At 64.4% G+C, this 22,504-nt stretch carries 27 protein-coding genes and 1 pseudogene; 10 read left to right on the top strand and 18 right to left on the bottom strand.

The window, feature by feature from the left end; genetic code table 11:
• Window positions 1–3 precede the first annotated feature (3 nt).
• Both ACQR3T_RS09560 and ACQR3T_RS09555 read right to left on the bottom strand, forming a co-directional pair.
• A complete protein-coding gene (locus tag ACQR3T_RS09560; protein WP_428693236.1) occupies window positions 4–726 on the bottom strand; it encodes a pirin family protein in 723 nt (240 codons plus the stop codon).
• The gene (locus ACQR3T_RS09555) at window positions 723–1,175 is read right to left on the bottom strand and encodes a MarR family winged helix-turn-helix transcriptional regulator (protein WP_428693235.1); all 453 of its coding nucleotides are present in this window, start codon (window positions 1,173–1,175) and stop codon (window positions 723–725) included. Before ACQR3T_RS09555 ends, ACQR3T_RS09560 begins: the two co-directional genes overlap by 4 nt.
• An 86-nt stretch (window positions 1,176–1,261) precedes the next feature.
• Between ACQR3T_RS09555 and ACQR3T_RS09550 the strand changes: the two genes are divergently transcribed.
• Both ACQR3T_RS09550 and ACQR3T_RS09545 read left to right on the top strand, forming a co-directional pair.
• Window positions 1,262–1,753: a VOC family protein gene (locus tag ACQR3T_RS09550; protein WP_428693234.1), complete on the top strand. Its 492-nt coding sequence runs from the start codon at window positions 1,262–1,264 to the stop codon at window positions 1,751–1,753.
• A 33-nt stretch (window positions 1,754–1,786) separates the two neighbouring features.
• A complete protein-coding gene (locus ACQR3T_RS09545; protein ID WP_428693233.1) occupies window positions 1,787–2,569 on the top strand; it encodes a pirin family protein in 783 nt (260 codons plus the stop codon).
• Here ACQR3T_RS09545 and ACQR3T_RS09540 read toward each other — a convergent pair.
• Both ACQR3T_RS09540 and ACQR3T_RS09535 read right to left on the bottom strand, forming a co-directional pair.
• A complete protein-coding gene (locus tag ACQR3T_RS09540) occupies window positions 2,566–4,131 on the bottom strand; it encodes a Na+/H+ antiporter (protein ID WP_052065359.1) in 1,566 nt (521 codons plus the stop codon). The genes ACQR3T_RS09545 and ACQR3T_RS09540 overlap by 4 nt on opposite strands.
• Before the next feature lie 32 nt (window positions 4,132–4,163).
• Window positions 4,164–4,967 carry an SDR family oxidoreductase gene (locus ACQR3T_RS09535; protein ID WP_428693232.1) on the bottom strand — a complete coding sequence of 268 codons (804 nt, stop codon included), beginning with the start codon at window positions 4,965–4,967 and terminating at the stop codon, window positions 4,164–4,166.
• A gap of 35 nt (window positions 4,968–5,002) precedes the next feature.
• Between ACQR3T_RS09535 and ACQR3T_RS09530 the strand changes: the two genes are divergently transcribed.
• Window positions 5,003–5,803: an ABC transporter ATP-binding protein gene (locus ACQR3T_RS09530; RefSeq protein ID WP_428693231.1), complete on the top strand. Its 801-nt coding sequence runs from the start codon at window positions 5,003–5,005 to the stop codon at window positions 5,801–5,803.
• Between the two features lie 26 nt (window positions 5,804–5,829).
• On the top strand, window positions 5,830–7,383 hold the full coding sequence (locus tag ACQR3T_RS09525; protein ID WP_428693230.1) for an ABC transporter permease: 1,554 nt from the start codon (window positions 5,830–5,832) through the stop codon (window positions 7,381–7,383).
• Here ACQR3T_RS09525 and ACQR3T_RS09520 read toward each other — a convergent pair.
• Both ACQR3T_RS09520 and ACQR3T_RS09515 read right to left on the bottom strand, forming a co-directional pair.
• Window positions 7,375–7,464: pseudogene (locus ACQR3T_RS09520) on the bottom strand (sugar O-acetyltransferase); the annotation flags it as partial. The gene ACQR3T_RS09525 and the pseudogene ACQR3T_RS09520 overlap by 9 nt on opposite strands.
• A gap of 26 nt (window positions 7,465–7,490) precedes the next feature.
• Window positions 7,491–7,997 carry a GNAT family N-acetyltransferase gene (locus ACQR3T_RS09515; RefSeq protein ID WP_428693229.1) on the bottom strand — a complete coding sequence of 169 codons (507 nt, stop codon included), beginning with the start codon at window positions 7,995–7,997 and terminating at the stop codon, window positions 7,491–7,493.
• A gap of 17 nt (window positions 7,998–8,014) precedes the next feature.
• Here ACQR3T_RS09515 and ACQR3T_RS09510 point away from each other — a divergent pair, with 17 nt between their 5' ends.
• Together ACQR3T_RS09510 and ACQR3T_RS09505 are read left to right on the top strand one after the other, a co-directional pair.
• Window positions 8,015–8,980, top strand: a complete 966-nt coding sequence (locus tag ACQR3T_RS09510; RefSeq protein ID WP_428693228.1) for a D-2-hydroxyacid dehydrogenase — start codon at window positions 8,015–8,017, stop codon at window positions 8,978–8,980.
• Window positions 8,981–9,033: 53 nt separating this feature from the next.
• On the top strand, window positions 9,034–9,480 hold the full coding sequence (locus tag ACQR3T_RS09505) for an SRPBCC family protein (RefSeq protein WP_428693227.1): 447 nt from the start codon (window positions 9,034–9,036) through the stop codon (window positions 9,478–9,480).
• On the opposite strand, the gene ACQR3T_RS09500 is transcribed toward ACQR3T_RS09505, so the two are convergent.
• Window positions 9,474–10,724, bottom strand: coding sequence for an Nramp family divalent metal transporter (locus ACQR3T_RS09500; protein WP_032378658.1), 1,251 nt, complete (start codon window positions 10,722–10,724; stop codon window positions 9,474–9,476). The genes ACQR3T_RS09505 and ACQR3T_RS09500 overlap by 7 nt on opposite strands.
• Before the next feature lie 112 nt (window positions 10,725–10,836).
• Here ACQR3T_RS09500 and ACQR3T_RS09495 point away from each other — a divergent pair, with 112 nt between their 5' ends.
• Window positions 10,837–11,598, top strand: coding sequence for a class I SAM-dependent methyltransferase (locus tag ACQR3T_RS09495; protein ID WP_428693226.1), 762 nt, complete (start codon window positions 10,837–10,839; stop codon window positions 11,596–11,598).
• A gap of 9 nt (window positions 11,599–11,607) precedes the next feature.
• Here the strand turns inward: ACQR3T_RS09495 and lppU are convergent, their stop codons facing one another.
• The 4 genes from lppU to ACQR3T_RS09475 all read right to left on the bottom strand — a co-directional run bounded on the left by lppU (window position 11,608) and on the right by ACQR3T_RS09475 (window position 15,608).
• A complete protein-coding gene (gene lppU / locus ACQR3T_RS09490; RefSeq protein ID WP_249305177.1) occupies window positions 11,608–12,210 on the bottom strand; it encodes an LppU family putative lipoprotein in 603 nt (200 codons plus the stop codon).
• A gap of 106 nt (window positions 12,211–12,316) precedes the next feature.
• Window positions 12,317–13,549 (bottom strand): molybdopterin-dependent oxidoreductase, encoded by a 1,233-nt coding sequence (locus tag ACQR3T_RS09485; RefSeq protein ID WP_428693896.1) that lies wholly within the window; start codon window positions 13,547–13,549, stop codon window positions 12,317–12,319.
• 311 nt (window positions 13,550–13,860) lie between these two features.
• Entirely contained in the window at window positions 13,861–14,700 is an 840-nt protein-coding gene (locus ACQR3T_RS09480) for a DUF692 domain-containing protein (protein WP_428693225.1), read from the bottom strand.
• The gene (locus ACQR3T_RS09475) at window positions 14,697–15,608 is read right to left on the bottom strand and encodes a TIGR04222 domain-containing membrane protein (RefSeq protein ID WP_428693224.1); all 912 of its coding nucleotides are present in this window, start codon (window positions 15,606–15,608) and stop codon (window positions 14,697–14,699) included. The genes ACQR3T_RS09480 and ACQR3T_RS09475 overlap by 4 nt, the downstream gene beginning before the upstream one ends.
• Before the next feature lie 171 nt (window positions 15,609–15,779).
• Here ACQR3T_RS09475 and ACQR3T_RS09470 point away from each other — a divergent pair, with 171 nt between their 5' ends.
• The 3 genes from ACQR3T_RS09470 to ACQR3T_RS09460 are packed head-to-tail and all read left to right on the top strand — an operon-like array spanning window position 15,780 to window position 19,387.
• On the top strand, window positions 15,780–17,051 hold the full coding sequence (locus tag ACQR3T_RS09470; protein ID WP_428693223.1) for an HNH endonuclease: 1,272 nt from the start codon (window positions 15,780–15,782) through the stop codon (window positions 17,049–17,051).
• A 60-nt stretch (window positions 17,052–17,111) separates the two neighbouring features.
• The gene (locus tag ACQR3T_RS09465; protein ID WP_032378655.1) at window positions 17,112–18,410 is read left to right on the top strand and encodes a lipase family protein; all 1,299 of its coding nucleotides are present in this window, start codon (window positions 17,112–17,114) and stop codon (window positions 18,408–18,410) included.
• A gap of 14 nt (window positions 18,411–18,424) precedes the next feature.
• The gene (locus tag ACQR3T_RS09460; RefSeq protein WP_428693222.1) at window positions 18,425–19,387 is read left to right on the top strand and encodes an endonuclease/exonuclease/phosphatase family protein; all 963 of its coding nucleotides are present in this window, start codon (window positions 18,425–18,427) and stop codon (window positions 19,385–19,387) included.
• Window position 19,388: 1 nt separating this feature from the next.
• Here the strand turns inward: ACQR3T_RS09460 and ACQR3T_RS09455 are convergent, their stop codons facing one another.
• The 7 genes from ACQR3T_RS09455 to ACQR3T_RS09425 are packed head-to-tail and all read right to left on the bottom strand — an operon-like array spanning window position 19,389 to window position 22,500.
• Complete coding sequence (locus tag ACQR3T_RS09455; RefSeq protein WP_428693221.1) at window positions 19,389–20,192, bottom strand: SDR family oxidoreductase; 804 nt, start codon at window positions 20,190–20,192, stop codon at window positions 19,389–19,391.
• A gap of 52 nt (window positions 20,193–20,244) precedes the next feature.
• A complete protein-coding gene (locus tag ACQR3T_RS09450) occupies window positions 20,245–20,823 on the bottom strand; it encodes a hypothetical protein (RefSeq protein ID WP_428693220.1) in 579 nt (192 codons plus the stop codon).
• Window positions 20,820–21,362 carry a DUF6286 domain-containing protein gene (locus tag ACQR3T_RS09445; RefSeq protein ID WP_428693219.1) on the bottom strand — a complete coding sequence of 181 codons (543 nt, stop codon included), beginning with the start codon at window positions 21,360–21,362 and terminating at the stop codon, window positions 20,820–20,822. The genes ACQR3T_RS09450 and ACQR3T_RS09445 overlap by 4 nt, the downstream gene beginning before the upstream one ends.
• Complete coding sequence (locus tag ACQR3T_RS09440) at window positions 21,359–21,724, bottom strand: Asp23/Gls24 family envelope stress response protein (protein WP_428693218.1); 366 nt, start codon at window positions 21,722–21,724, stop codon at window positions 21,359–21,361. Before ACQR3T_RS09440 ends, ACQR3T_RS09445 begins: the two co-directional genes overlap by 4 nt.
• Window positions 21,717–21,896, bottom strand: coding sequence for a hypothetical protein (locus ACQR3T_RS09435; RefSeq protein WP_027495126.1), 180 nt, complete (start codon window positions 21,894–21,896; stop codon window positions 21,717–21,719). Before ACQR3T_RS09435 ends, ACQR3T_RS09440 begins: the two co-directional genes overlap by 8 nt.
• Before the next feature lie 39 nt (window positions 21,897–21,935).
• A complete protein-coding gene (locus ACQR3T_RS09430) occupies window positions 21,936–22,220 on the bottom strand; it encodes a hypothetical protein (RefSeq protein ID WP_032378653.1) in 285 nt (94 codons plus the stop codon).
• A gap of 4 nt (window positions 22,221–22,224) precedes the next feature.
• Entirely contained in the window at window positions 22,225–22,500 is a 276-nt protein-coding gene (locus ACQR3T_RS09425) for an Asp23/Gls24 family envelope stress response protein (RefSeq protein WP_032379408.1), read from the bottom strand.
• Between the last annotated feature and the right edge of the window lie 4 nt (window positions 22,501–22,504).

Here is a 22,504-nt window from a genome sequence, read left to right as displayed (position 1 = left end):
CGGTCAGGCGAACTCGGCGTGCATTTCCCAGATCAGGATCTCGCTCGCAGCCGATGCTGTCACACGGTGTCCGCCGGTACCGGTCAGTCGCACCGCGTCACCTTGGGCGAGGTCGCCTACGTCCTCGAACACCGCTGAACCGTCGGCCATGAAGACGTGACCGAACGGCGCGTCGGGAACGGTGACGGACTCCCCCGGTACGAGTCGAGCTACATGCAGCGTTGCGTAGCGGTTACCGATCCGAACGCCGCCGCGGCCCGGCATGCCGGATGCCACCGGCACCAGCTCGCCGGATGCCAACTCGTCGCGCACATCCAGCTCCTCGTACGAGGGCACCCGTCCGTCGGTGTCGGGTGGAATCCACATCTGTACGACGCGTAGCTTTTCCCGGCTGGTCAGGCTCGACGCGTTGCGTTCGGTGTGCCGAATGCCGGTGCCGGCACTCATGCGTTGAAGGAGGCCGGGGTAGACGATCCCCGAATTACCCTCGGAGTCGGTGTGTTTCAGCGTCCCTTCCAGAACCCACGTGACGATCTCCATGTTCTCGTGCTGATGGGAGTCGAAGCCTTCACCCGGAAACACCGTGTCCTCGTTGTGCACCATGAGCAGCCCATGCGCGTTGGCCGCCAGGTCGTAGTTGCCGGTGGCGGGAAAAGACTGCTTGGAATCGAGCCATTCGTTCCACCAGTGATGGCGTTGTTCACCGGGTATGTGAGTCACGGTCACGACGCGTGGTTCCGCATCGCTGTGAAAGTTCGGGTCAGCGCCGCGAGATCGTTCGGGTCCACCAGGTCGAACATGTTCTCTCGCACTGTCTCGACGTGGCCCGGGCTGGCGGCGGTGAGGGTGTTCATGCCTGCTTCGGTGAGCTCGGCGGACATTCCTCGCTTGTCGTCGTCGCATTTGACGCGAACGACCCAGCCGTTGTCGACGAGTCGGCTGATGGCCCTGGTGACGCCGCTGCGAGTCGTGGTGACAGCGTCTGCCAGTTCGCTCATACGTCGGCGACGGTCGGGTGCTTCCGACAGAACGACCAGCAGCTCGAAGTCGGTGAACGAGATTCCCGAGTCGCGTGTGAGTTGATTGTCGAGGTCGCGAAGCAGCAGCCGCGTCGCGTCGAGGTACGCGCGCCAGGCCAGCTGTTCGTCCTGGCTGAGCCACCGGGTGGATTCCATGTCCCCAATAGTAGTTGACAACGCAATTAGTGGGTGTACTGTTCTTGGTGGTTGACGAAGCAACTACTTGACCGGAGGGTGGAGCGATGACCGAGACAGATCTACACACCACAGAGCGGGAACGCATTCGTGGGCAGTACCTGAAGCCGGCCGGCGAGCGGCCCGCGTCGTCTGCCCGCGGACTTCATCACACCGCGTTGGTCAGCAGCGACGTCGAAGCCACGGTGCGCTTCTACCAGGATCTGCTCGAGTTCCCGCTCACCGAGCTCATCGAGAACCGCGACTACCCGGGCTCCTCCCACTTCTTCTTCGACATCGGCAACAACAACCTGTTGGCCTTCTTCGACTTCCCGGGCCTCGACGTCGGTCCGTACGCGGAGGTTCTGGGTGGACTGCACCACGTGGCCATCAGCGTCGAGCCCACCCGTTGGGAGCATCTACGCACCAAGCTGACCGACGCCGGAATCGAGTTGATCGAGCACAGTGACGTCTCGCTCTACTTCCGCGACCCCGACGGTGCGCGGCTGGAACTCATCGCCGATCCGCTCGGTGAGATGTACGGCTCGCACGTTCTCTGAGTACCCACCTATTTCGAGATTCGAGGCAATGACATGACCTCTGCAGCAACCACACTCGACATCCGCCGCGCCGACGACCGATTCAAGACGAAGATCGGCTGGCTGGACTCCAAGCACTCGTTCTCTTTCGGCAATCACTTCGATCGTGGCAACACCCACCATGGCGTCCTGATGGTCAACAACGACGACATCGTCACCCCGGGAATGGGATTCGATACGCACCCGCATCGCGATATGGAGATCGTCACCTGGGTCCTGCAGGGATCGCTGGTGCACCAGGACTCGATGGGCCACTCCGGCGTCATCTACCCCGGTCTCGCGCAGCGCATGAGTGCGGGTACCGGAATTCTGCACTCGGAGAAGAACGATTCGTGGCGACTCGGTGATACCGCCGGCTCGTATGCGGGCAAGCACGGCGATCCTGTTCGGTTCGTCCAGATGTGGGTCGTGCCCGACGAGCAGGGCATCACCCCGGGTTACGAACAGCTCGAGATCGACGGCGAATTGCTCAGCGGCGGTTTGGTTCCCGTCGCGTCCGGCATGCCCGACCATGCCGATCATGCGGCCATTCGCATCAAGAACAAGTACGCGGCCATGCACGTGGCGCGCTTGCAGGCCGGGCAGGCTCCCGTCGAGATACCCGACGCGCCGTTCGTGCACATCTTCGTGGCGGAGGGCGAGGCGATGCTCGAGGGCGTCGGACTACTGGCCGAGGGCGATGCCGTGCGCGTCAGCGGAGGCGGCGGCCAGAAGCTGAGCACCTCCAGTGGCGCCGAAGTGATCGTCTGGGAGATGCACGCCGCGATCGCCGGCTAGTCGGTCTCTCGGTGCGGACGGAACGAGTGCTCCTCGTGGTCGAGTTCGTGCTCGAGGCTACGCATGCTGTTGTCCGGTAGCCGGCCGGCATCTCGCCAGCACAGCAACTCCTCCCGCTCGACCGCCAGGATGCGTCGGCGGGTACTCATCGCGGCGATCTGCTCCGGCGAGATGACCGAGTCGCCCACCTCGGACTCGTCGAGATGATCGAGTCGGCGGTGGTACCGGTCGATCCGATGCTCCAACTCGTGGCGCAGTATCTCCCGCCCCTCGTCGTCGAGTTCTTCCTCGTCGGCGATGCGATCCAACTGTGACAGTGCAGCTTTGGCCGATCCCTCACGCGCTTCGTTTCGCAGACGTGCCTCTGCTGCGGGGTCGGCGACGACGTTCAGCTTTCGCACCAGCGGAGCGAACGTCAAGCCCTGTCCGACGACCGTCACCAGCACGACCAGAAATGCGCAGAACAGCAACAGGTCTCGGCTCTCGAACGGCTCACCGGAGTCGATCGTCAGGGGCAAAGTGAACACGGCCGCGACGGTGATGACTCCACGAGTGCCGGCCCAGCTCATCACCACCGCCTCGCGTGCGGACAGACCCGTGGTCAGCAACCACAGCGGCCGCAGCAGCAGGACTCCGGCGAGCGTGACCGTGACTGCGAGGGCGATGGTGGTCCCCGAGTATGCGGACAGGCCGCCGACCACGGTGGGCAATTGCTCGCCGATCAACAGAAACACGAAGCCCTCGAGCAGCAGATCTATCAGCCGCCACACCGCGCTGGTCTGCAGGCGGCTGGCTCCGGAGATGGCGTGGCGCGTGTGATGCCCGATCACCAGTGCCGCGACCACGACGGCCAGAACTCCCGACGCATGAACCTCTTCGGCCGCCAGGTAGGCAACGAACGGCGTCGCCAGCGACACGATGTTGAGCAGCAAAGAATCGTGAACGTATCGCTGTACCAATCGAATCAGCAGGGCGACGACCAATCCGACGACGATGCCGCCGACGGCCGCCAACACGAACAATCCGCCGGCGTGAGCGAACGTCATGTCCTGGCTCGAGATAGCGGCGATAGCCACGGTCAGCATCGTCAGCGCGGTGGCGTCGTTCAGCAAACCCTCCCCTTCGATGAGGGTCACCAGCTTCGGTGGAATGCCGGCGCGTCGACCGACCGCAAGGGCGGCCACCGGGTCCGGCGGTGCCACGGCGGCACCGAGCGCCATACCAGCGGCAAGCGTGATACCCGGAACGAGCAACCACAGACCGACGCCCACGAGGGCAGCGGTCGCCACCACGAGGGCGACCGACAAACTCAAGATCGTCCACACGTTGCGGCGGATGGCGATCAGTGACGAGTTCAGGGCAGCGCTGTAGAGCAGCGGCGGGATCACCAGGGTGAGAACGACCTCGGGGTCGAGGACGATGTCGGGCAACGCCGACGCCGAGACGGCCAGGCCGGCCAGGGTCAACAACGCTGCCGCGGGCAGCGTCGTCTTCTTCGAGATCACCTGCGCGGCGACGATCAGACCCGTGGCAGCCAGGACCAGGCCGAGAGTTTCTATCACCCGGCTGTATTCCACCAGGTCAGAGGTTCAAACTATCTCTTCAGCCCGAACATCTTCGCGATCGTCTTCTCCATGAATGTCGCCGGCAGCAACCGTCGCGCCAGAAACACGACCGGTGCGTTGCTTCCTCTGGCGTACAAGGGTTTCGGCTTGTCGGCCTCGATGGCCTTCAGTACCACCTCGGCGACGTCCTCGGCGGAGATGCCGGTTCCCTCCTTGCGATCCAGGGACGAGATCGCGGTGTGGAAATTGTCTCGGTGAACCGAATCCGCAGCGATGTACTTGGTACGGCGTTCGCTGATTCCGGTGTTGATCGATCCCGGCTCGACGGTGGTCATCCACACGCCGAAGGGAGAGAGTTCCAGACGCGCCGCGTCGGAGAAGCCCTTGATCGCTGCTTTCGTCGACGCGTAGGACGAGCGATAGGCGAGGGGGAAGCTGGCCAGCATCGAGCCGACCATCACGATGCGGCCGTAACCCCGCTCGCGCATACCGGGAATCACGTTCTGCGACAGCGTCACTGCGCCGAACACGTTCAATTGGAAGAGTCGTTCGATGGCGTCGGTCGGTAGTTCCTCGAAGGGTCCCGACTGGCTCTCGCCTGCGTTGTTGACCAGAATGTCGACGGCACCCAGCTCCGCGACGAACGCGCCGATCGACGCGGTGTCGGTCAGGTCGAGGGCTCGATATTCGACGACCGACGCCCGCTGCGCGTCGGTCATCGAATCCGGGTTTCGGGAGGTGCCGATCACCCGGTAGCCACGGGCGACCAGAGCCGACGCGACGGCCCGCCCGATGCCCGACGAAGCTCCGGTGACCACTGCAGTGCGATTCATGCCCGAATGGTACCGGTGCGTTCGACCGACACCGCATGACGAAACCGCCCATACCGGTTAGTCTGTTACCTGTGCGAACGAATCCTCCCGCCCTGCTGCTCGAGCACATGTGCATGGCCTTCGGCCCCAAGGTTGCGGTCGACGACCTGTCGCTGATGGTTCCGCCCGGTTCGATGTTCGGGTTGGTAGGACCCAACGGTGCAGGCAAGACGACGTCGCTGTCCATGGCAGTGGGGCTGCTGAGGCCGCAGTACGGGCGGAGTCTGGTATTCGGACGAGACGTCTGGGCCGATCCGATCGCGGCGAAAGAACTACTCGGTGTGTTGCCCGACGGGCTGACCTTGCCTTCCCAGTTCACCGGCCACGAGCTCCTGACCTACATCGGTCGACTGCGCGCGATGCCGGAAGACGTCATCGCGCAGCGTCGAGACGAGCTGCTGGACGCATTGGACCTGACCGACGCCGGAGGAACCGTCATCGCGGACTACTCCGCGGGAATGACCAAGAAGATCGGTCTGGCCTCGGCGCTGCTGCACGGGCCGCGATTGCTGGTGCTGGACGAGCCTTTCGAAGCTGTCGACCCCATCTCCTCCACCACGATTCGAACCATCCTCGTCCAGTTCGTCCGCTCCGGCGGGTCGGTGATTCTGTCGAGCCACGTCATGGCGCTCGTCGAGCAACTGTGCACACACGTCGGTGTCATCACCGGAGGCCGAGTGGTGGCGGCCGGAACCGTCGACGAGGTCCGCGGCGGCGGGACCCTGGACGATGCCTTCGTTCGCCTCGTCGGTACGCGTGATCAGAACCCGGACGGCCTGTCCTGGATGCGCTCGTGATGTCGGTCGGCCGCACTGTCCTGCAGATGCGAATCACGCTCTACCGCAGGCAGTTCAGGGGTGGACAAGCGGTGATCAAGACCGTGTTCGGATTGCTGGGGCTGGCCTTCGCGGTTCTCGCATGCGTGATGGCGGCGCGAACCGACGCGTCGCAGGTATTGGTGGGCGGCACCGCTGGCCTCGGACTGACCCTGACGGGCCTGAGTTGGGTGCTCTTCCCTGTGCTGTCGGGCATTTCCGACGACAACATCCAGCCCCGCCACTTCCAACTGCTGTCCGTCGACCCCGCGCGACTGGCCCGTGCGCTGCTGACCACGTCGGTGGTCGGCATGGTGGTTCCGCTGACGATCGTCGCGACAGCGTCCATTCCGATCTACGCTGTGTCCCGCTCGGTCGCAGCGCTGCCGTTGGCTCTGGTGGCCTGGCCTGCAACGGTGGTGTTCTTCGTGACGCTGTCGAGGGTGGTGACATTGGCGATGTCGCAGCTGCTCAAGAGTCGACGCAGCCGTGAGTTCGCACTGTTGGCGTTCGGAGCCGTCTTCGGAGGCCTGTACTTCCTGCAGTTCCCCATCACCCAGAATCTCGATCGAGTGCTGTCGGGTGAGGTGACATGGCCGCTCACGCTGGCACATTCGATTCCGTTCAGCTGGGGAATCACCAGCGTCGACGCGGTGCTCGAGGGCAGTTGGCTGCTGGCGATCGGCGCTCTTGTGGGCTTGTTGCTGCTGGACGTCGCACTGGTATGGGCATGGCAGCGACTGGTTCTGCGCCACTTCGAGGGACGGGTCTCGACGTCGTCGGGGTCGACCCGTAAGCAGACGATCGCCGACGGCCGCGACGGAGCAACAGGGTGGCGGGTGACGAGGGTCGGCGCGGTGGTGACCCGAGAGCTGTCCCTCTGGCGCGGTGACATGCGTCGTCGAAGTCAGCTGCTGTCGGTTCTGATCTTCGCGGTGCTGGCTGGTATCGGCCCGTTGGTGACCGATTCGATTCCGTTCACTGCTGCCTGGGGCGCGTGGATCGTGATCTTCATGGCGATGGGTGCGGGATCGAATTCGTACGGTCTCGACGGTAGCTCGATGTGGCACTTGGTCATGATTCCGCAGGCCCTCCCCGACGACATCCGTGGTCGGCAGATCGCCTGGTTGCTGATCGCGGCCCCCTTCGCGATCGTGCCGGTCGTGGTGGTTCGAGTGTTCGGCGATCTCGGGCTCGACCGACTGGAGATCCCGATCGCATTGACGATCTCGATGCTCGGAGTCAGCGCCGGCCTGACCGCCGTGAACTCCGTACGCGGTGCCTACCCCGTGCCCGAAGCTACGAAAACGTTCTCGATGAACACGCGGGGATCGTTCACCGGCAACGCATTCGGATTCCTCGTACTCGGGATAGTGGTCCTGGCGGTATCGGTCGTGCCTGTACTGCTGCTCGCGCTGCTCCTTCCGGGAGCGTGGGCGTATCTGTCGATTCCGGTGGCCGTAGCGATCGGCTGGCTGGGGATATGGTGCGGCGCGCGGATGGCAGTCGGCTCGTTGGTTCGTGACTCCGACACAGTCCTGAACTCGGTGATGTCACGGTAGCGCGCGGATCGCCCGACACGGGTTACCCGCAGCAAAGGTGTGCGACGGTACGTCGCGGGTGACGACACTGCCGGCTCCGATCTCGATTCTCACCCATGTATGTCACGCTACAAGCCGGTCGACATTTCGAACAGTGCGACGCTGAACCACGAACTCCCGTCGCCGAAATCGCGCCGACCGACGTAGCGAAACCCCTGCCGTAGGTAGTAGCTGCGCAGGTCGATGTTGGTTTCGGCGCAATCCAGACGTAGCAGCGCTCGCCCTTCCTGCCGGGTCCGCTGCGATGCCCACTCGAGCAGCGACGCGCCAAGTCCCGTGCCGGATTCGCTTCTGTCGATCACCAATCCGTGCACGTAGCCTGCGGATTCGCCCTGCTCCGGCCAGATGGCAGGGTCGGCCCAGATCAATCTCAGCGCGCCGACAATCGGGCCACCGGGGTGGCGTCGAGCGATGTAGAACTCCCCTGCGTCTATCTGGGCAGTAACAGTCGACAGAGGTACCTCGCGCGGTGTCCACTGATCGATTCGCCGGGCAGCCAACCAGTCCTCGGCGGCGTGCCGGAGGCCGAGTATCGTTGCTGCGTCGGCGGCGGATGCGAGTTCTACGGTGAGCACCGTGCCATCGTACGGAGGTGGCGAGTCCAGTGGTGAACGTGCTTGTGGTCGAAGATGATTCGGACCGGAAGGCCCTTCCGTCGATCGCTGGAGTCCAGTTTCGGAGCTGCGCGATCGCTGAACTGGCCGATGCGGTCTCCTGGGCCGAGGTGCTGCTGTTTCGCACTTTCGAGGCCGTCGATCTCCAGACCATCTGGCCGAACGCTGCCGCGCTCCAGTGGATCCATGCGTCCAGCGCGGGAGTCGATCGACTCTTGGACCCCGGTATGCGCGAAGGGCCGTGGCTGCTGACCAACTCGGGAGGCATACTCGACCGCGCGATAGCCGAATATGTCGCAGCAGGAATTCTGGCGTCGGTGAAGAAGCTGCCCCAGGCACTTCGCCGTCAGCGTGAGCGAGTCTGGGAGCATCGAGTCAGCTCCGGAGTTCGCGGTAAACGTGCGCTTGTCGTCGGACCGGGCTCGATCGGACGTGAAATCGGCCGGGTACTCGGCGCTCTCGGCATGCGCGTCGATGCGTCGGGGACATCCGAACGCCCGGGGGATGCGGAATTCGCGCGAATCCGTCACGTCGAAGAATTACGTTCGTATGCAGGCGAATACTCCGTCATCGTGCTCGCCACACCGTTGACCGAGAGAACCCGAGGTCTCGTCGGCACCGAGGTGCTCGCGGCCATGAGTCCCGATGCGGGTCTGGTCAATATTTCCCGCGGTCCGGTCGTCGACGAACAGGCTCTGTGTGCGGCCCTGGCCTCCGGGACGATCGGCTGGGCAGTGCTCGATGTGTTCGAGGTCGAGCCGCTGCCGGCATCGAGCCCGCTGTGGAACATGGACAACGTGATCCTGACTGCTCATCTGGCCGGGGACGCCGACGACTTCGCCGAGCGGTTGTGGCAGCTGTTCGAGGAGAACTTGGAGCGATATCTGTTCGGTTCGCCGCTGGTCAACGTCGTGGACAAGCAGACGGGGTATGTCCAGCGGTAGGTCGAACCGGCAAAGTGTGTGTAACAGTGCGTAGCGTGTACTAGGGTGCACGAGTGCGAGTAATCAATCATTCGGCGATCGCGTCGACCAGTCGGGAGGCGGCATTCGCCTACCTCGACGATTTTCGTAACGTGCCGCAGTGGATGTTCGGCATCACCCGGTTCGAGCCGACGAGCGAGATCACATCCGGTCTCGGAGCCACGTACGACGCGACGATGCAGATCGGCCCCAAAGCGCTCAAATCCGTTGTACACGTGACCGAGTGGGTCCACAACGAGCGACTCACCCTCGAGTCGGTCGAGGGGCTGTCGAACTCGTCCACGTGGTCGTTCGAGGACGCCGGTGACGGCCGAACCCGGCTGGTGGTCGTCTTCCGCTACAGCCTGCCCGGCGGTATCGCCGGCAAGGTGCTCGGAGCTGTAGTGGAACCAGTTGTCGGTCAAGCGATTCGGCACACCGAAACGACCCTGCGGGGTCGCCTGGAAGCGGCCGGTCAGTAGACGTACTTGTCCAGAGCGTCCAGTACCTGGTCGACGGCGAGCCAGGCGAACAGGAACGCGCAGATGCCGAGCGTGAGATTGGTGAACCAGCCGTTGCGCCACTGCTTCGGCACTCGGTCGCTGTTGAGAAGAACGAGCAGAGTCACCGCCAGGAACGGCATGAACACTGCGCCGAGCACCCCGTACGTGAGTACGAGACCGATGGGCTGATCCAGCCACAGCAGTGCCATCGGCGGGAACGTCAACCATGCGACGTACCAACGGAAGTACTTGCCGCCGATGCGAGTGTCCGAGTGTCCCTGTTCGAGTCCCTTCAGGTTGCCGACGAAGTCCGCGAACATCAGGCTGACGCCGTTCCACACCCCGATCAGGGACGAGAACGACGCCGACCAGAAGCCGATGAGAAAGACGTAGCCGAACACGGTGCCGTAGCGCTCGGCGAGAACGTCGGACAGCTGGATCAGGCCCTGATCGCCGGTGGAGATCGCAATCTGCGAGGAATAGAGCAATTCGGCACCGACGATGAGCATCGCCAGCACGAAGATCCCGGAGATGACGTAGGCCATCGAGTTGTCGATTCGCATCACCCGCATGAATTTCGGTGTGATCCAGCCCTTCTCGCGGAGCCAATAGCCGTACGCCGCGAGCGTGATGGTGCCGCCGACACCGCCGGCGAGGCCGAGGACGTACACGATGGAGCCGTCGGGAATGGTGGGGACGATGCCCTTGATGACCGCGGGAACGTTCGGAACCGCCACCACCGCAGCGCCGATGACCGTCACGAACATGATGCCGACGAAGACGGTGATGATCTTCTCGAAGAAGCCGTAGCTCCCGAGCCAGATCAGTGCGAAGCCGAGGAGTCCGGACGCGATGGCAACGACTTTGAGATCCAACGCGGGAAACAGCGCAACGATCGGCAGTGCGCTCGACGACATCGCGGCCGCACCGTAGACGAATCCCCAGATCACGATGTACGGCGCGAAATACACCGTCGTCCACTTGCCCAGCGACCGCCAACCCTGGAATATCGTGTTGCCCGAGGCCAGCGTGTAGCGCCCGGCGCCCTCTACCAGAACAACTTTCATGACGACACCGACGATGATGACCCACAGCAGGGCGTAGCCGTAGCGCGATCCGGCAACCAGGGTCGCAACCAGATCGGCGGCTCCGATGCCGGTGGCGGCAACCACCAGTCCGGGGCCGACCACCTTCCACTTCGGGGGTGCGGTCGTCTCGGTCATGAGGTCTCCTCCACGGGGCATACGTTGTGGTTTTAATCACTCTTTACCACTGGGGCCACAGCTGGCAAGTCGATCACCGGCGACCGGGGTGTAGATCGGTACTCTGGCTAACATGCCAGAGGATGCGCGCCCGGAACGTGGACTGACTTTCGGCCGAGTTGCCGAGAACTACGACCGCGCCCGACCCGGCTACCCCGCCGAGTTGTACGCAGACATAGCGACCGGAGGCAGGCTACGAGTACTCGAGGCCGGAGCCGGTACCGGTAAAGCCACCGTTGCGTTGGCCGAACTCGGCGCATCCGTGGTTGCGGTGGAACCGGATTCGGGCATGGCGGAGGTCGTTCGGCGTCGTACCGAGAACCGCGACGTCGAGGTGCAGGTGTCGCGATTCGAGGAGTGTGCAATCGAGCCGGCGTCGTTCGATGTGGTCGTCGCCGCGCAGTCCTGGCATTGGGTGAACCACGAGCGAGGAGCGGCGGTGGCGGCCCGCGCGTTGGTCCCGGGCGGCGCACTGCGACTGTGGTGGAACATGCCGGGTGACCTCGACGGGCCGGCGTGGGATGCCGTCAGAGCTGCATACGACGCGACCGAACCCGAAGCGGCACCGCTGTTGGCACGGTCTCTCGGTGCGCAATCGGAGTCGAGCGTGCCTCCCGCCGACGGCTTCGGACCCTGGTCGTCCTCGACGTACAGGTGGGTCCAGCGCTACACGGCGGACGAATTCTGTGCGATGGCCGCGACGTACTCGAGTCACCTGGTACTCGACGACACGCGGCGCGACGAAGTGCTGAACGCGGTGCACGCGGCGATCACCGAGCACGGACACCTGGACTATCACTACGTCACCCAGATGATGACAGCGCAGTTGCAGTGACAGAGAGGGCTAGGAGATCGTTGTGGTGCACACGACGAACTGCCTTGCCTCGTAAGCGAACCCGCCCTCCGGGCAGTCGTTGGGGTCGGCGGTGCCTGTCTTGATTTCGGTGACCTGTTCGACGTCGGTCGCGCTGGGGTCGCTGCAGTCGACACGTGCGGGCTCGTCGATACCGCCGGTGGGAACGCTCATGCATCCGTCGACGACCCAATCCACGTCGAGGCACAGAGCGCCCTGCTCCACGCCGTCGAGAGTCTCGTAGTACGTCTGATTGACATCGGTGGGGCACTGCTCGTTCTGCTCGGCCTTCGCAATGACCTTGTAGTTCGATTCCATGCTGCCGCACTCTGCGTTGGCGATGGTGGCGGCGGTCATCGTGCCGCCGAGCTCGACGCATTGACCGATCTCGACATCGATATCGGTGGAACCACCGGCGTCGATGCCCTCCTGGCCGGTGACGTCGTCGGTGGTGCTGGCAGCGGCCGACGTCGAGGACGAGGTGGTGGTGTCCGCGGCAACGGCGTTGCCCGCGTCGGACGACGAGCAGCCTGCGGCGAAGAGCAGCGTGAGTGTTGCACCCGCGGCGAGAAACCCTCTGGACAGTGCGTGCATCGTGGCGTGACCTTCTGGACTCATCCAGGCGAAGGATTGCTCCCTCGTCGGCAACCCCGCGGGCCACCGAAAAAATATTCTTTACTATTCACGGAGATTTTGAAAGTCACGAACGGAACACGATCGACGAAACCCACTTGGTGTTGTGCACGCCCGGTAGCGCAGGCACGATCACCCGTGCGGGATAGCCGTGGTCGAGCGAGAGATCGACACCGTTGACTTTCAAGGCCAGCAACGAGTCGGTATGTGCTACTTGATTTCCCTGCAGCACTGCGCGAGTGAAGGCGCCGTTCTGCTCGAGCGAGGTCACCTCGGCCGAGCGTGGTTCGGACACACCCGCGAGGGCGGCGAGTTCTGCCAACGGGACGCCGGTCCAGGTCTGAGTCGTCGACCATCCTTCGACACAGGCGATGGGAAGTTCGGCAGTGCGCTGCGGCATCGACAGCAGCCTGCCGCGGGACAGCACCACCGGAACGGCGTCGTCGGCTGCGCCTGCGATCGTCAGCTGCCAGTCGGCTCCGGTCTGTGCCTCGGTGATTCCCGCCGCCTCCGCGGTCCGATTGATCTGAAAGTCGTTGGGGCCGTCGCCGTAGGAGCGCCCGCGCGGCAGCAGAATCGCGGCCTTGCGGAGAACGCCTCCGACCGTCTGGCCCACCGTGAGCACAGCGACGAAACCCATTCCAGCAGCAACCAATCCGATTGCGCCGCGGCGGTTCATGGTTGTCGTGTGGCCCTGGTCGGTGGATTCGTTTCGCGCGCGCAGCACGTCCATCAGCGACTCGGACCGCAGGGTTCGCCACATCAACGGCACCTTGAGACCGAGATGGACGAGGAATCCGGCGATGAACACCCAGGCACCGAAGTAGTGGGCGGCGTAGAAGTCGAAGCCGAAGACGTAGTCGTACTGGATGTTGAGAACACCGGTGACGATCTCGAACAGCAGACCGCCGACAAGAGCGAGCAGCGACAGGCGTTCGAGCGCATGCGCGGGTGAGCGCACCGGCGGCAGTTCGACGAGCTTGGGCATCACCGACCACAGTTTCGCGATGACGAGCGGCACGATGATCAGGCCCAATCCCACGTGCAGCCCCTGCGTCAGCTGGTAGAGCCAGGCAGGGTTCGTAGGCCAATCGAAGAACGGCAACCGCAACCACCCGACGGCACCCGGCCTGGCCTGGCCGAACTGGGGCCCGTACGCAATGTACGACAGTAGACCGGTCACGATGACGATCGGTAGGGCAACGAGCAGCACTGCGCCGAACAGCGACGTCAACCACGTGCCGCGCAGCGGACTGCGAAAGCGCACGAGTGAGTTGCGGGCGTCGGCCATGTAGGACATTCGCTGCCCGGACAGTCCCGGATGTGTCGTGTCCAGCTCCCCTGCCAGTTTCATTGCCTCGTAGAAGGCCTCTGCATCGGCGGCGGTGGATACCTTCGGACGGTCGGATGCCCATCGGTGAAAGAGCTCGTCGTACTTCTCCCCCATCGCCGACGGCACAGCCGGGTACCGAGCCGCGATCTCGGCTGCTCGCTTGCGCAAGAGAGCTGTTCGAGCGGTGTCGATGGTGGCCGAATCGAATCCCGGCGGCAGCTGTTCTCCCGCAACAAGCGCTCGGATGAGCTCCTTCTGACGGCGGGCCAGGTCCTCACTCACATCGTCGGACCCAGCACCCGGTTCGGCGTGATTCGTTCCAGGCCTGCAGAATCGGCGATCGCGTCGAGTTCGTCCAGCAGCTCGACTTCGGGTGGGTAGTGTCCGTCGCGCTCGAGCATGAGTGGTGTGCGGTGCCCGGCTGCAGTGAACCTTCTGAGTAGCTCGAGTACCTCTTCGGGAACTGCCGCGGTGTGCGAATCGTGGTAGACGCCGTCGCGTACCGTGCCACCGGCGATGTGGCAGTAAGCAATTCGGTCCAGAGGCAGCCGGGCCAGTTCGGTCCACGGGTCACGGCGTCGGTTGCGCGCGTTCGCGTAGACGTTGGCGATGTCCAACACCAAGGCGACGCCGGTACGCTCTACCAGCTCGCTGAGGAACTCGCCCTCGGTCAGCTCGTCATCGGGCCAATCGAACAGCGCTGCAATATTTTCCACCGCCAACGGCACCGAAAGTCCGTCCTGTGTTCGCGCTATGTTTCGAGTCAGCACTGTCAAGGCCTCGCGGGTCCGCGGCATCGGAAGCAAATGCCCGGCCTCGATGCCGTCGGCACGAACGAATGCGATGTGTTCGCTGACGATCGGCGACCCGAGCAACGACGCGACTCGCTCCAAGTGCGCTATTCGGTTGTGCTCCAACGGCTCCGCGCCGCCCAGAGACAAACCGATTCCATGAGTGACGACGGGGACGCCCAACGAGGTGAGGCGCTCCGGTGCGTGATCCCCGATCGATTCGGCGATCACCTCACAGAACGCGAGCCCCGGCAACTGCGAGACGATCCCCGAAATCTCGGAGCGCCAGCCGATTCCGAGACCGTCCGGCAGTGGGTAGGTGGTCACCCGCCGCACCCGCCCCCGCCGCCACAGCCGCCTCCACCACCGCAGCTGCTGCCGCCTCCGTCACCGCTGCTACCGCCACCACTGTCGCCGCCGAAACCGAACGATGCAGCTCCGCCGGCCTGGGCAGAGCCATAACTGAGGGCACCCGCCATGGCCGGATCGAGCATCAGCAGAGCGCCCGCTCCGAAGAGTGCAGCCGACATGCCCGCTCGTGACGGCCCGTATGCGGTGAAGGACGGACGAGAGCGCGGTGAGAGGTAGTCGTTCTCGACGCGAAGGCGTCGGAGCTCTGCGTCTCCTCGTGCGGTGCGGCGGCGTCGACGCCGAACGAACGGGAGTGTGAGCAGCAGCAATACGATGATGCCGACGAGGAAAAGCACCGGTTTCCCGTTCGCAAGGCCGGAGATCACCCGTACGAATCCGACGGCCGCGACGAACAGGATCGGGAACACACGGACAGTCGATGCACCACGCTCGGACCGCCCGTGCAGCAGACCCTCATCGATGAGCTGGCTCCGCAGCTGCGCGCACGCTACGGACATGTTCGTCACCAGTCGGGATCGAACCAGGGGTGCTTTGCCGCTGCCGAGTCTTTCGAGGACGGTGCGGGTGAACCAATCCAGATGTGTCCGCTCGGCGGCGGTCAATGCACGCCGCACTCTGCCCCGAGAATCGATGACGTCGGCCCCGCGCAGGATGGCCAACGACGCCATCACCGCCTGGGTGTCGTTGGTGAGCGCCCCGACCTCGGGCGGCGTGAGCACCCGCCCGGTTGGAGAGGCGGGAACGGACCGGTGCGAGGCGAGCCAATTGCTGAGCAGCACCAGAGCCACGGCGAGAAACGCGGCGAGCAGATACCACCGCAGAAAGTCTGCGCTCGCAATCCCCCAGGTATCGGTACCGTCCATTGCCGCACCACCCTTCGGTCGGAACCAGCATCTGGTGTCAGTATCGGGCCCATCGGCCAGAAAGCAAGCGCAAAAACGTCCCCGCGGGGACGCATGTGCTGTCTGCAGAATTTTCTTGTCGGTGCCCCGCCGTACCGTTGTCGAACATGCATTCGATGAATGGGGGCGTTCATGAGCGACATGGTTGAGGCAGGGCCGGCCGAGATCGGAGAAATCGAGTCCGAGATCTGCGCTTTGGCAGGTCAGATCGCTGCGGCGTCGGCTCAGTATCTGATCCTGGTGGGCGAATTCGACTCTCGACGCGGATGGGCGGCATGGGAGCTGCGGTCCTGTGCACATTGGTTGTCGTGGCGGGCAGGAGTCGATCTGCACACCGCCCGCGAGCAGGTGCGGGTGGCCAAGGCGATGCGGGAGCTGCCGTTGATCACATCGGCGTACCTGAGCGGCACCATCTCGTACTCCAAGGTGCGAGCCATGACGCGTGTGGCCACGGCCGAGAACGAGGCGTCGTTGCTGCAGAAGGCGCTCGATGCGCCCGCCGCGCATATCGAGCGTCTCTGCCGGGGTCTGAAGAAGGCGATGCGTCCGACCAGGGGCAACGGCGTCGACCTCGATCCATGTGTGGGGCGGTGGCGCTGGGACGAGGACGACGGCTCGCTCGTGTTCAGCGCGCGATTTCGGCCGGAGGACGGGAAACGGTTTCTGGCCGCGTTGACCAGGGCCGAATACGAGCGAACCCGAACCGACGACGAGGCGGACGCCGATAGGGCCGCTCCTGCGCCGCCCAATCCGGTTCCGGCGATGATCGCGATGGCCGAGATGGTGTGCGCTGCACTGGACTCTCCGGTTGTCTCCCCTGCTGCAGAGGTATTGGTGCACATCGGTGGTATCGAGGAAGCGGGTCACGATCATGCCCATTTCGACGACGGGCCAGGGTTGGACGACGAAACGCTGGCTCAGTTGCTGTGTTCTGCAGTCTTGCGGACTGTCGGCCACGGCCGGCTGGGAAAGACTGTGCGGTGGAGTTCGACTGCCAAATCCCCGAGCCGAACTCAGATGCGCCAGTTGATCATTCGAGACCGATGCTGCGCGGTGCCGGGATGCGGTCGAACCCGCTTCATGCATGCGCATCACGTCACCTATCGCTCGCGCGGTGGTGAGACCACGCTCGACAACCTGGTGCTGCTGTGCGGCGAGCATCATCGAGCGCTGCACGACGGTTATTTCTTCATCGAAGCTCGTGGAGATCAGTGCTTCTCGTTTCGCCATCCCTCGGGAACCGAGATCATCCACGCTCCCGCGGTGTCGGGAGACGCCGACGAGATCAGGCGACAGTACGGGGGCATCGCGCCCGACGCTATCGTCCCGAACTGGGGCGGTGAAGGCCTCGACCTCAGCTACGCGACCGACGTTCTGATCACCAATTGGCAGCAGGCTGCATGAAATGGGGTCGTCGAGGGCAAGTTAGTGTGACGAAGAGACTCGGACAAGAAGCGGTGGGATATGAGCGTCGACAGATCGATGGAGGACGAACAGTCCTGGCCGGTGGAACGAGCACCGCTGCGCAACGACGCGACCAGGCCCGAGGACGATCCGTTCTACGCCGCGCCCGAGGGCTATGAAGCGGCTCTGCCGGGGACGATTCTCAAGGTACGGCCGGTCGAGGTCGCGATGTTCGGTCGCGTGCGCCAGCGAGTCGATGCGTGGCAGCTGCTGTACCGCACGGCAGATCTCGGCGGTCTTCCCCAGGCCAGCGTCACGACGGTGCTGCGCCCGCGGAACGCCGAGCCGGTCCTGCTGTCGTATCAGTGCGCCATCGACGGCGTCGCGTCCTCATGCTTTCCGTCGTACGCGCTTCGCCGTGGCTCGAAGGCCGTCGGTGCAGTTCCGCAGTTCGAGTTCCTGCTGGTTCTGCATGCTCTGCGTCGCGGGTGGACCATCTCGATTCCGGACCACGAGGGCCCCGACGGGCACTGGGGTTCGCCGCAGGAACCCGGTTTCTGCACGCTCGACGCCATCCGCGCGGCGTTGTCGTTCGAGCCGCTCGAATTGAACGACAGCACCCCGGTCGCGTTGTGGGGTTACTCGGGCGGCGGGCTCGCGACGTCCTGGGCAGCGGAGATGGCACCGGAGTACGCGCCGGAGATCGAGTTGGTCGGTGCCGCGCTCGGCTCGCCCGTCGGAGATCCAGGGTCGGCATTCACCCGGCTCAATGCAACGCTGCACGCAGCGTTGCCGACGCTGGTGGTGGCTGGGTTGCGGCGCACCTACCCCGACCTGGACCGGGTCATCCGCCAATACGTCAACGAGGACGGAATGCGCATTCTCGATTCCGTCGAGTCGATGACGACCGTCCGAGCCGTTGCCCGACTGGCCCGACACGATCTGGACAAGTACATCGACGTCCCGCTGGCCGATCTGCTGGCGTTGCCCGAAATCGTGCAGGTGTTCCTCGACATCCAGCCCGGTCGCATCGCCCCGACGGCTCCGCTGCTGGTGATCCAGGCGGTGCACGATCAGATCATCGCCGTCGACGACGTGGACGGGCAGGTCGAGCGGTACAACGAAGCCGGTGCCCACGTGACGTACCTGCGAGATCGGCTGAGCGAGCACCTGTCGCTGCATCCGCTCAGTGCGCCCCTCACCCTGGATTGGCTGGCCGATCGGTTCGCCGGCGTGCCGGTGCCCGGCCCCTCGACGCGGACGGTGTGGTCCACCGCGTTCTCGCTCGCGGCGGTTCGTGGCCTGGTGTCGCTGACCTGGACGACGTTCAGAGCATTGACCATCGGCGTCCGGGCGTAGCTACCCTGGGGCCGATGCAGCGAACCTGGGTACGGATACTCACCGGCACGATCGCGATACTGGGCATCCTCACCGGCCTGGTGGCGTTGGGCGCCTACTACACCGACACCCGCGTCAACGTGCTGATCGCGCTGGCGTCGTTCGTTCCGTTGATGTTCATCGCTGTTGTACTCGGCGCACTCGTGGCGCTGATCGGGCGGCGCTGGGTTCTCGCGGGCGTCTCGACGCTTGTGCTGGCAGCCGGTGCAGTGTCGTACGCACCGCTCTACGTGGCCGACGCGGCGCCGAGCTTCGACGGTGTGCGGCTGCGCGTGATGCAGGCAAATTTGATGGTGGGACGGGCTGATCCGACGGCTGTGGTCGGTCAGGCGCGTGAGAACTCCGTCGACGTCGTCACAATTCAGGAATTGACCGACGAGTCCGTGATCGGTCTACGTGACGCCGGCATGGAAGAGCTCTTTCCCTACAGTTACCTCCGGCCGTACGTGACGGGCGGCGGCGGGGCCGGCATCTACAGTCGGCTGCCGATATCCGAGAGCCGCGAACTCGTCGGATACGGTCCGGTGAATCTTGCGACCCGAATCGAGGTCCCCGACTCGGAGCCGATCTCGTTGCTGGCCGTGCACCCCGGACCGGCCTACGTCACTCCGGCGGAGATCTGGACGGCCGAATTGGACACTCTCCGAGACGATCTGGAGGCCGTGTCGGGCACCGGACCGGTGATCGTCAGCGGAGACTTCAACACGACCTATTCGCACAAGAAGTTCCGCAACCTCCTCGATGCCGGATACTCCGACGCCGCAGCGCAATTGGGGAAGGGCTTGGTGCCGACGTATCCCACGGACAAGGGCACGCCCGCTGTCGTGGGTATCGATCACATCCTGTCCAACAGCGGACACGCTCGATCACTGGAAAGAATCGATCTCCCGGGATCGGATCATCACGGATTGATCGGAGAGATCGAGTTCGACCGGTAGATCAACGAAACGAGTCGACGTTGCGCTGCGCCCAGTGCGCGAACGTCGTAGCGCTGCCGGTGATGTCGGTCAGCGTTCGGTCGACCTGCTGCGGATTGTGCACCGAGGACTCGAGCCCGTCGACGTAGGTGATCGCGAAGTCCCCCATGCTGTGAGTCAAGTCGTCGATGGTCTCCTGTCGGCTGACCGTCTCGAAGGTCAGGGGGCGACCGATTGCGTCGGAAATTCTGTCCAATAACCCTACGCGCGTGAGGGTTTCGGGTCCGGTGAGAACATGGGATCTACCGTGATGCGTGTGTTCGTCGATGAGAACGGCCGCCGCCGCCGAGGCGATGTCGTCCATCGCTATCGGGGCATTGGCGGCATCGGGGAACGGCTCACGGACACAACCGGATTCGATGATTCGCTCCGCCCACATCGTCGAGTTCTCCATGAATTCGCCCGGCCACAGGTGAGTCCAGTGCATCCCAGACTTCTCGACCGCAACGGAGATCGGATACCACCAGTTCTCGGGTGGACCGGCGAGATCGACGACATGCCGTACCCCCGCGGCTCGGGCGAGTTCGAGGACAGGTTCTATCGTGCTCGGATACGGAGCCAGATAGATCTGATCGACACCGATCAGGGCGTCGGGCAAAGAATCCACCCGACCGAGAAACCCCTCGGCGATCTCCACGCCCGAGGGCAACTGCGCGCGTTCGGGATGGTTGGTCAACGCTCGCACGTCGGTTCGTCCCGCGGCCAGAAGGTGGTCGACGAGCATGCGGCCGATATTGCCGGTGGCACCGGTTACCAGAATCGTCATACCGTACAGCGTACGGCATGACGATTCTGTGCGGGAGGGTAACGCGAGCCGATCAGCTCACACGAGCGGACTGCTTCCGAGACTTGCCGCACTGCAACAGAATTCGCACCGCAGCCGGGGTGCCGTCCAGCGATGTCACGATGTCGTTGCGCGTCTGTGCTGCCGCCGCGGAGACCGTGTCGAGTGACGTCACCGCGGGATCGAGGGTCGCGGTGATCTCGACGACCTGCTCGCCGCGGTCGGACACCGAGCGGCCGGAGGCGGATACAACACCCTCGTGGGCTGCCAAAGATTTCGCTGCACTCTTGGCGGCGGTGGTCAGATCGACACTGAGCCTGCCGTCGACGTCGGAATCTGCTGTGGAGGCAAATGCGACGGTGCCGACCGAGCGGCGCGGCAGGTGCGCGAGGAGCCACCAGAGTCCGAGGAGAACGAGGACGATCGCGGCTGCTCCGAGTGCCCAGGGCCACCACCCTGCATCGACGGTGGTGTCGACGAACGCGGCATCGATGCGCTCGCGGCCGGGGAACTTGCCGCGTTCCCAGGCGATGGCTCCACCGCCGAGGGCGATCAGTGCGAGCCCGACGACCGCCGTACTGGTTCGGTCGAGGGACGCGGTAGCGCGCTTCATGAGGCTTGTCCTGTCGTTCGCACTCGGGTGCGGACTTTCGGTGCCGACGCGAGTGGGCGGAGGGCATCGTCCACGGAGGTGACGATCGAGGATTTCAGGGCCGAGGTGTCGGTGCCGGTCACGGTGGACGCGGCAACGGTGACCTTCTTGTTGCCGGCCTTGGCCGTCGCGGAATCGACTCCGACGTTGTCGAGAGCGGCGGCGCGAGCCACTGCGGCGACGTCACTCTTGCGGAGCCAGACATCCTGTTCGGTGAGAGCACGGTGGGTGCGTCGGCGTGGGCGAACGGCGACGAAAACGAGGATGAAGCCGACGACGACGGCGGCGATGCCGCCGGGCAGCATCCAGCTCTGCGCGGTGAGTCCATCCAGATGCGTCGCCGCGGGGCCGACCCATTCGGACCCGTCGAGAGCGCCGAGCTTCAGCAACGCCTCGCGGCCGAGGACCACCCCGGCACCGATGAGGAGGAGTGCGAACAGAACAGCAGGGACAGCGGCGGTAGGGCTTGCTACCGGCTTCTTGCTCGGCTTCTCACTCACTGCACTCTCCCTTCTTCGACGGTGGCTTCGGCGGGCACGCATTGGACGGTGACGTCGACTCGGTCGACGGTGTAGATGCCCAGCTCGGACAGGTCTCTGGCCACGGCCGCACGGACGTTCGCGGCGACCTTCGCCAGCGCTGACGGCCACGCGACGGCCACTACGACCTGCGCACGGACGCGTGTTCCGTTGATCGTCACGTCGGCTTTCGGCAGGTCACGTCCGCCGAGGACGCGTAGTCCAGGGTTGCGGTCGGTGACCGACTCGGTGCTGCGAGCTGCCAGCACAGCAAGGCGCTCGACGGCTTTGTGCTTGATTTCCAGTGAGCCTCGCTCACCGGGCTCCACCGCTGTCTCAGTCACGACCGCGACCACGCATGATCGAGTTCAGGTCCAGTTCGCCGTCGATGTAGCGCCCGACGAAGAAACCGAGGCCACCGAGGACGATGGCGATGAGGAAGCCGGTGAAACCGCCGGCTGCTGCGGCGATGGCCAGCAGAAGTCCCACGAACAAACCGATGGTTGCAGTGGTCATGGTCTTGATCTCCAGTCAGAGGTATCAGATTCAGCGGTGTCAGATGTCGAAGTAGTTGCGCCGGGTGACGCGCTTGCGGATGCGAGCGATCCGCTTGGGCAGGGTGCGCAGTGGGGACGGGATCGGCGAGGCGCGGAACACGGTCGGCGCGCTGGCGGTGTTGATCGGAGCCGACGGAAGAACAGCGAACCTGCGGTCGACCTCGGCGAGTTCGGCCATGTAGCGAGCCGGATCTCCGCCGATATCGGGGTGGTGCTCACGTGCCACAGCGCGCCGAGCCGCCTTGTACTCGGCGGCTCGGTTGTGCGCTGCGTGCTCGTTCACCTGGTCAGACTCGCACAATGTCCTCGACGGTGACGTGCACGGGGCCGTCGACCATGGCGGCCACTGTGCGACGCACGGCATCGGCGGTCTCGCGAACCGCGACACCGAACTCCAGGGTCACGTGAACCTCGGTTCCGTCTTCACTGCTTCGGATGCCGGCGACGCGGCGCCCGGGCAGGTACGTCGCGGCCTCACCGAACATGCCGCCGTGCAGCCCGACGACACCGTCGATCGCCAGAACGGCATCGGCGATGTCCTCGGACTTGTCACGATCCGTCATGTGC

Origin of the sequence: Rhodococcus sp. IEGM1428 (assembly GCF_050321865.1) — a bacterium.
Lineage (GTDB): Bacteria > Actinomycetota > Actinomycetes > Mycobacteriales > Mycobacteriaceae > Rhodococcoides.
This window is presented reverse-complemented; position numbering and strand designations above follow the sequence as displayed.